Below are 6,976 nucleotides of genomic sequence, written 5' to 3'. Positions count from 1 at the left end.
GTCCTGATCCTCGGCGCCTCCTTCGTCGGCCTCGCCGCCGCCACCGCCCTCGGCCGCAGTCTCCGCGACGTCCTCGTCGCCGCCGTCGGCCCGCGCCTCCGACGCCTGCGCACCCGGCGCGACCGCACCCTCGCGTCCCTCGCGGCCGAGACCGGCATCTCGGCGAGCACCCTCTCGCGCCTCGAGAGCGGCGGTCGGCGCGCGACGCTGGAGCTGCTCCTCCCGATCGCCCGCGCCCTCGGGGCACCGCTCGACGAGCTCGTCGGCGCCGCGCCGGAGGATCCCCGCGTGCACGGGCGGCCGATGCGACGGAACGGCATGCTCATCCAGCCGCTCAGCCGCGACGCCGGCGCGCTCCAGGCGTTCAAGCACACGCTCCCACCGGGGCCGGTGCCGGAGCCCGCCGAGCAACGTGCCCACGAGGGCTTCGAGTGGCTCTACGTGCTGAGCGGGCGGCTCCGCCTGCGGCTCGGCGAGCACGATCTGGTGCTGCCGGCGGGCGAGGCCGCCGAGTTCGACACCCGGGTGCCGCACTGGTTCGGTCGCGCCGACGAGCAGCAGGTCGAGTTCCTCAGCCTGTTCGGCCGCCAGGGCGAGCGGATGCACGTCCGCGCATCCACGCGCCGCTGAGCGCGGCCACGCCTCGCCGAGCACCTCGCCGCGGCCACGCCTCGTCGAGCACCTCGCGCGGTCACGCCTCGCCGAGCACCTCGCGCGCGAAGCCCTCGGTGCGTGCCTGCAGAGTCGCGATCCGCTGCGCTCGCGCCGCCTCGAGGTCGAACCCGATGTAGGCGACCGACGGGCGCCGCCGCACGTTCACCGAGCATTCGAAGCGGGAGCAGACGAGCGTGCCGAGCGAGTCCCCCGCCCGCCCGGCCGCTCCGGCCTTCCGCGCCCCGAAGAAGACGACGTCGTTCGGGAGCTGCACGTCGCGGCACCACGAGCACTGCGCCCGCGAGCGCGGCAGGGCGTCGGCCTGGGTGAGCAGGATCCCGACGAGGCGCTCCTCCAGCGGCACGACGACGTAGGCGCGGCGGCCCATCCGCCGGTCGCGCCAGCCGAGATGGTCGATGACCGACCAGTCCAGCGCGTCGAAGTCCTTCGGCAGCGCGAGATCGGCGACCTCCTTGCGGGAGGCGTTGACGAAGGACTCGCGGATCTCGGTCTCGGTCAGTGGCTGCATGGCGCTTCCGAGCCTAGGCCGGGATCAGCCCAGGTGGGCGACGGCCTCCTTCGGAGCCTGGGCGAGGAACTCCTCCTTCTTCACCCGGATCATCGCGACGGCGACGACGGAGGCGACGACCAGTCCGATCGCGGCCGCGACGAAGACCGCGGAGTAGCCGTCGACGAACGCGACCGGCGACTGCTGCTCGCCCGCGACTCCCGCGTAGAGGGTCGTGAAGATCGACAGCCCGATCGAGCCGCCGATCTGCATGGCGGCGTTGGCGGTCGCTCCGGCGGCACCGGCGTCGTGAGCCGCGACTCCGGTGAGCGCGAGGTTCTGCAGCGGCACGAAGACCATCGCCATGCCGACGCCCAGGAGGATCAGCGCGGGCAGCACCTCGAGGAGGTAGCCGCCGTCGGGGGTGATGCGGCTCAGGTAGAGGAGCCCGGCGGCCGCGATCAGCGGGCCGACGATCATCAGCACGCGCGGGCCGGTGCGCGGCAGCAGCTTGGCGGCGACTCCCGCGACGATCATGATCGTCACCGTCATCGGCAGGTTGGCCAGGCCGGCCTCGAGCGGTGGCAGGCCCAGGACCAGCTGCAGGTGCAGGGTCAGGTAGAGGGTGGAGCCGATCATCACGCTGCCGACGATCGCCTGCACCAGGAAGGCTCCGCCGCGGACGCGGTCGGCGACGATGCGCAGCGGCAGCGACGGGTGGTCGGAGCGGGCCTGGATCCGCACGAAGAGCGCCAGCAGCAGCACGCCGACCAGGAGGAAGCCGAGGGTGTCGACGCGGAGCCAGCCCTGCTCGGCGAGGGTGAAGCCGTAGACGACGCTCCCGAGCCCGAGCGCGACGGTGATCGTCCCGGCGACGTCGAAGCGGTTGCGCCCCTCCGCGCGGCTCTCGGTGACGAGCAGCTGGCCGGCGATCGCGCCGACCACGACGACGGGGACGTTGACGAGCAGGCACCAGCGCCAGTCGGCGAACTCGGTCAGCAGCCCGCCCAGCACGAGGCCGACGGCGGCGCCCGCTCCGGCGACCGCTCCGAAGACGGCGAAGGCCGTGCCCCGCTCGCGGCCGGAGGGGAAGGAGACGGTGAGGAGGGCCAGAGCGGCCGGAGCGAGCAGCGCAGCGAAGGCGCCCTGCAGCCCGCGGGCGGCGATCAGCTCGGTGCCGGAGGTGGCGAGGCCGCCCCAGGCGGAGGCTGCGCCGAAGCCGATCATCCCGATCAGGTAGGTGCGCTTGCGCCCGGTGTAGTCGGCGATGCGGCCGCCCAGGAGCAGGAGCGCGCCGAACGCGAGGGCGTAGGCGGTGACGACCCACTGGCGCTCGACGTCGGTGAGGCCGAGGTCCGCCTGCGCGGCGGGGAGGGCGATCGTGACGATGGTGCCGTCGAGCACGACGACGAGCTGCGTGAGCGCGAGGATCACGAGCACCCACCAGCGGCGGGCGGAGGAGGGAGCGGACGGGGAGGGCATGGCGGCCTTTCACACGGAGCGGAGCGGGACCGGCGGGTCCGGATCCGAGCCGCGTCATCGGGGCCGAACCACCCCAACCAGTTGGTTGGGCAAGGAGGAGTGTATCGTTCGAGCGCCCGGAGGTGAACCATGGAACCGAGATCCGATCCGCTGACGCCCGCTCGCGAGCGGATCCTCCGCGCCGCGTCCGTCGAGTTCGCCGCCCACGGCTTCGCGGGCGCCCGGGTCGACCGGGTGGCGGCTGCTGCGGGCCTGAACAAGGAGCGCCTCTACGCGTACTACGGTGGCAAGCGCGGGCTGTTCGTCGCGACCGTCGTCGAGGCGCTCGGCGCCCTCGACGAGACGCTCCTCGCCGACGCGGCGGACCTCCCCGATCTCGCGGGCCGCATGTTCGACCACGTCTGGGAGCACCCGGAGTTCCTCCGCCTGCTCACCTGGGCGCGCCTGGAGGGCGCCGGCGTGTGGGAGGAGGCCGGCGAGCATCTCGGCGGGGTCCCCGCCCCCGAGGCCCGGGTCCTCGAGTGGCAGCGCACCGGCGTCGTCGACGCGAGCTGGTCCGCCGACGACCTCTTCATCGCCCTCCTCGGCCTCTGCGAGATCTGGCACCTCACCCCCTTCGCGTCCCGCGGCGGCGAGGAGACCCGGGACCGCCGCCGCGCCTTCGTCGTGCACGTCGCGCGACTGGTGGGCTCACCGCGCTGAGGCCGGACCCTCGTCCGGCGTCGGCATCATCTGATTCTCGCGCGGCTGCAGCACGATCCCCTCGTCGCCCGGGAGGACCACGCCGTCCGCTCGCTGCGCCTCGTCCTCGAGGAGGAGCGCTTCGACATCGCCGGGCACGCACGGCATCTCGGCCCCGATCATGTCCATCTCCTCGACAGCGCCGGTGACGAACCTCGCCCGCAGCACCGGTCCACCCGCCCCGTACACCGTCGGGCGCGGAGTCGAATCGGTCACCCGCCCCGTCATCCCCAGGGACCCCCAGGAGTCCGCGACCTTCCGCGCATCCCCCTCGACATCGGTGCCCGCGGGGGCCCACCAGTCGTAGCTGTAACTCGCGCCCGTCAGGCCGTCGCCGAGGCCGCACACATCGGGCCCGGCCGCGCCGTGCCGCGGCCACCAGCCCTCGATCTCGAGCCGTTCCGCGGAATTCCGCACGAACTCCACCACCCGATCCCGGCCCTCTCGGGCGGACGAGAGCGCCGCGAGGGAGTCGAGGAGGCGCCGGCCCCCGAAGGGGCCGTGCCAGGGTGCTGACGGTGTCGAGGACAGGGGTGGAGAGCGCTCCTCCCCCGGCGGCCGCGAAGGCCAGGGAGATCTGCTCGACCCAGGTCGCGTCGGCCGCGCAGATCGACAGCAGCTCGCGGAAGCCCTGGAGCACCGAGAAGGACTCGACCGGCGCCCACGAGCAGCGGTTGCCGAACGCTCCCCAGGCGGCCATCAGATCGTGGAGGCGCGAGCGCAACGCCTCGTCCGCCTGCCGGGTCTGCGAGACAAAGACGTCGAGGTGCTCGGGGTCGGCGGAGGTCGTGCCACCCCCGGCGGACCCCACCGGGGACGTGCGGGCCACCGACCGCGGGGCGAACGCCGCACGGATCGGCGGCGGCACGACGGGCCGGTCGGACGGCGGACGGTCGACGACCTCGTCGACCCCGGCTGCGAGGGCCGCGGCCGGGTCGAGGCGGCGCCGCTGCTCCCGCTCGGCCGCCCGCGTCTCCCACGCCGCGTACGCCTCCCGGCGCTGCCGCTCCTCCTCGGCCTTCCTCGCGCCGACGTACGCGCCCCGGAACTCCTGGAGGGCGTGCTCGGCGGCAGCGGACCGCAGGATCCCCTGGGAGGACAGGGCGGCGGCGGCCTCAGCGGAAGCGCGGACCAGCTCCGCCGCTGCGGCGTGGTCGAAGGGGAACACGGTCACCGCCTCCTGAGTGAGAACATCTCAGGAACCATGGATCGGCTCTGTCGCACACACGCGCTCGTGGCGCGAGACGAAGCGCTGGACGCACCCCGCCGACAGGCGCGCACACGCAGAAGTGGCGCGGACCCCATCGGTCCGCGCCACTCGCTCAGATCCCGCGACTCATTCCGCCGCGGTCAGCCGCTCCAGATATCCCGCGAACGCGCGCAGGTCCTCCTCGGGCCAGGCGCTCAGCGCCTCCTGCATCCGCTGCCGCTGCTCCCCGCCGAGATCGCGCATCCGCTCGCACCCGGCAGCGCTGAGCGAGAGGAACCGCGCCCGGCCGTCGGCGGGATCGGAGGTCATCTCGACCAGTCCCAGATCGGCGAGCTGACGGGCCTGGCGGCTGATCGCACTGCGGTCGACGCCGAGCCGCTCCGCCACGGCACCGGAGTGGACCGGGCCGCACCGCTCGAGCATCCGCAGCAGACGCAGTCCGAAGGGCGGCAGCGCCGGATCGATCGACGCCGCCGCGTCCCGGACGGCGAGACGCACCTGGACGGCGAGCGCGGTGATCTGCTCCTCGACCTCGTGCAGCGCCTCGGCCGAGGGCGCGGCGGCGGGCATCAGGAGCGCTCGATCACGTCGACGGAGCCGGTGGGAGCGGCGTGTCGGGCGCGCCCGACGGCCTCCTCCTGCCGCTCCTCGTCGGCGTGACGGCCGTGCTCGGGAGTGGTCTCGCGACCCTCGCGGGCGTGCGTCGCGTCGTCCGTCCGCCGCGCCTGGCCGACGGGGCGCAGAGCCGCCTGGCCGTCGGAGGCGGCGATGAGCGCGTCCTCCGCAGCCTGCAGCGGAGTGGTGGGCTCCGCCTTGAGCTGCACCGCGTTCTTCGAGCCCAGGCTCACGTTGGGCAGGAGGATGACGGCGATCAGCGTGACGACCGCGAGCGGGATGCTGTAGAGGAACACGTCGCCCACACCGATGCCGTAGGCGCTCTCGACCACGACGCGCACGGCGTCGGGCAGAGTCGCCGGCTGCGGGATCGTGCCACTGCCCAGCGCCTGTGCGGCGAGCGCCTGGTCGGCCGGAGCGAGGCCCGCGATGCCGGTCTTGATCCGGTCGGCGATCACGGTGCCGAGCATCGAGCCCAGGACCGAGACGCCGACGGTGCCGCCGAGGCTGCGGAAGAACGTCACCGCGCTGGTCGCGACGCCGAGGTTCTTCACCTCGATCGAGTTCTGCACCACGAGGACGAGGTTCTGCATCAGCATGCCCAGGCCCGCACCGAGGACGGCCATGTAGATCCCCACGAGGACCAGGTCGGTGTCGTAGCGGAGGGTGCTGAGGAGCGAGGTCCCGATCACGGCGAGCACGCCGCCGCTGATCATGATCGCCTTCCACTTGCCGGTGCGCGAGATGATCCCGCCGAAGATCGTCGAGGCGATCAGCAGGCCGGCCATCATCGGGATGGTGAGCAGACCCGACTGGGTCGGCGTGGCTCCACGGGCGAGCTGCATGTACTGCGCGAGGAACACCGCGACGCCGAACATCGAGACGCCGACCGAGATGCTCGCCACGACGGCGAGGCTGAAGGTGCGGTTCTTGAACATGCCCATCGGGATGATCGGCTCGGACACGGTGAGCTCGGTGATCACGGCTGCGATGAGCAGCACGACGGCTCCGCCGACCATGACCGCGGTCTCCCACGAGGCCCAGTCGAAGTTCTTGCCGGCGAGCGAGACCCAGATCAGCAGGAGCGACACGCCGCCCGCGATGAGCACGGCGCCGAGGTAGTCGATCTTCACGGTGCGCTTGGGGTGCGCGGGGAGGCGCAGCGTCACCTGGAGGAGGATGATCGCGACGATCGCGACGGGCATCGCGATGAAGAAGTTCCAGCGCCAGCCGAACGCGTCGGTGACGACGCCGCCGAGCAGAGGTCCGCCGACGGTGCCGATCGCCATCACGCCGCCGAAGAGGCCGGCGTACTTGCCGCGCTCCCGGGGGCTGATGATGTCGGCCATGATGATCTGGCTCAGCGCGGCGAGTCCGCCGGCGCCCAGGCCCTGGAACACGCGGAAGACGATCAGCATGTTCGTGTCCTGCGAGAAGCCGGCCAGCGCGGAGCCGACGACGAACAGCCCGAGGGCGAGCTGGATCAGCAGCTTGCGGTTGAACAGGTCGGCGAACTTGCCCCAGAGCGGGGTGGAGACCGTGGTCGCGAGCAGGGTCGCGGTGACGACCCAGGTGTAGGCGTTCTGGTCGCCCTTGAGGTCGGAGATGATCCGGGGCAGCGAGGTCGACACGACCGTGCCCGCGAGGATCGAGACGAACATGCCCAGCAGCAGGCCGCTGAGCGATTCGAGCACCTGGCGGTGCGACATGGCGCCGTCAGGCCCGGCGGGGGCGTGCGGCGCGGCGGTTCCGCGCGGTGCGGCGCG

7 protein-coding genes are annotated in these 6,976 nt (G+C 72.9%); 2 read left to right on the top strand and 5 right to left on the bottom strand.

Annotated features, from left to right (window positions below; all coding sequences use genetic code 11):
* Positions 1-6 precede the first annotated feature (6 nt).
* A complete protein-coding gene (locus C5C24_RS14015) occupies positions 7-630 on the top strand; it encodes a helix-turn-helix domain-containing protein (protein ID WP_104305255.1) in 624 nt (207 codons plus the stop codon).
* A 61-nt stretch (positions 631-691) separates the two neighbouring features.
* Here C5C24_RS14015 and C5C24_RS14010 read toward each other — a convergent pair whose 3' ends face one another.
* Together C5C24_RS14010 and C5C24_RS14005 are read right to left on the bottom strand one after the other, a co-directional pair.
* Positions 692-1,183 carry an FBP domain-containing protein gene (locus tag C5C24_RS14010; protein ID WP_104281366.1) on the bottom strand — a complete coding sequence of 164 codons (492 nt, stop codon included), beginning with the start codon at positions 1,181-1,183 and terminating at the stop codon, positions 692-694.
* A gap of 24 nt (positions 1,184-1,207) precedes the next feature.
* Positions 1,208-2,644 carry an MFS transporter gene (locus C5C24_RS14005; RefSeq protein WP_104276205.1) on the bottom strand — a complete coding sequence of 479 codons (1,437 nt, stop codon included), beginning with the start codon at positions 2,642-2,644 and terminating at the stop codon, positions 1,208-1,210.
* 129 nt (positions 2,645-2,773) lie between these two features.
* Here C5C24_RS14005 and C5C24_RS14000 point away from each other — a divergent pair, with 129 nt between their 5' ends.
* Positions 2,774-3,346 carry a TetR family transcriptional regulator gene (locus tag C5C24_RS14000; protein ID WP_104276206.1) on the top strand — a complete coding sequence of 191 codons (573 nt, stop codon included), beginning with the start codon at positions 2,774-2,776 and terminating at the stop codon, positions 3,344-3,346.
* Here the strand turns inward: C5C24_RS14000 and C5C24_RS13995 are convergent.
* From C5C24_RS13995 to C5C24_RS13980, 3 genes are all read right to left on the bottom strand, one after another.
* Positions 3,335-3,802 (bottom strand): hypothetical protein, encoded by a 468-nt coding sequence (locus C5C24_RS13995; protein ID WP_146082629.1) that lies wholly within the window; start codon positions 3,800-3,802, stop codon positions 3,335-3,337. The genes C5C24_RS14000 and C5C24_RS13995 overlap by 12 nt on opposite strands.
* A gap of 919 nt (positions 3,803-4,721) precedes the next feature.
* Positions 4,722-5,165: a MarR family winged helix-turn-helix transcriptional regulator gene (locus tag C5C24_RS13985; protein ID WP_104305251.1), complete on the bottom strand. Its 444-nt coding sequence runs from the start codon at positions 5,163-5,165 to the stop codon at positions 4,722-4,724.
* The gene (locus C5C24_RS13980; RefSeq protein ID WP_104305250.1) at positions 5,165-6,919 is read right to left on the bottom strand and encodes an MDR family MFS transporter; all 1,755 of its coding nucleotides are present in this window, start codon (positions 6,917-6,919) and stop codon (positions 5,165-5,167) included. The genes C5C24_RS13985 and C5C24_RS13980 overlap by 1 nt, the downstream gene beginning before the upstream one ends.
* Between the last annotated feature and the right edge of the window lie 57 nt (positions 6,920-6,976).

It is taken from the genome of Rathayibacter sp. AY2B3, from assembly GCF_002931755.1.
In the GTDB taxonomy this organism is placed as follows: domain Bacteria; phylum Actinomycetota; class Actinomycetes; order Actinomycetales; family Microbacteriaceae; genus Rathayibacter.
The sequence above is the reverse complement of the archived record's forward strand: the minus strand, read 5'-3'. Positions and strand labels throughout refer to the sequence as shown.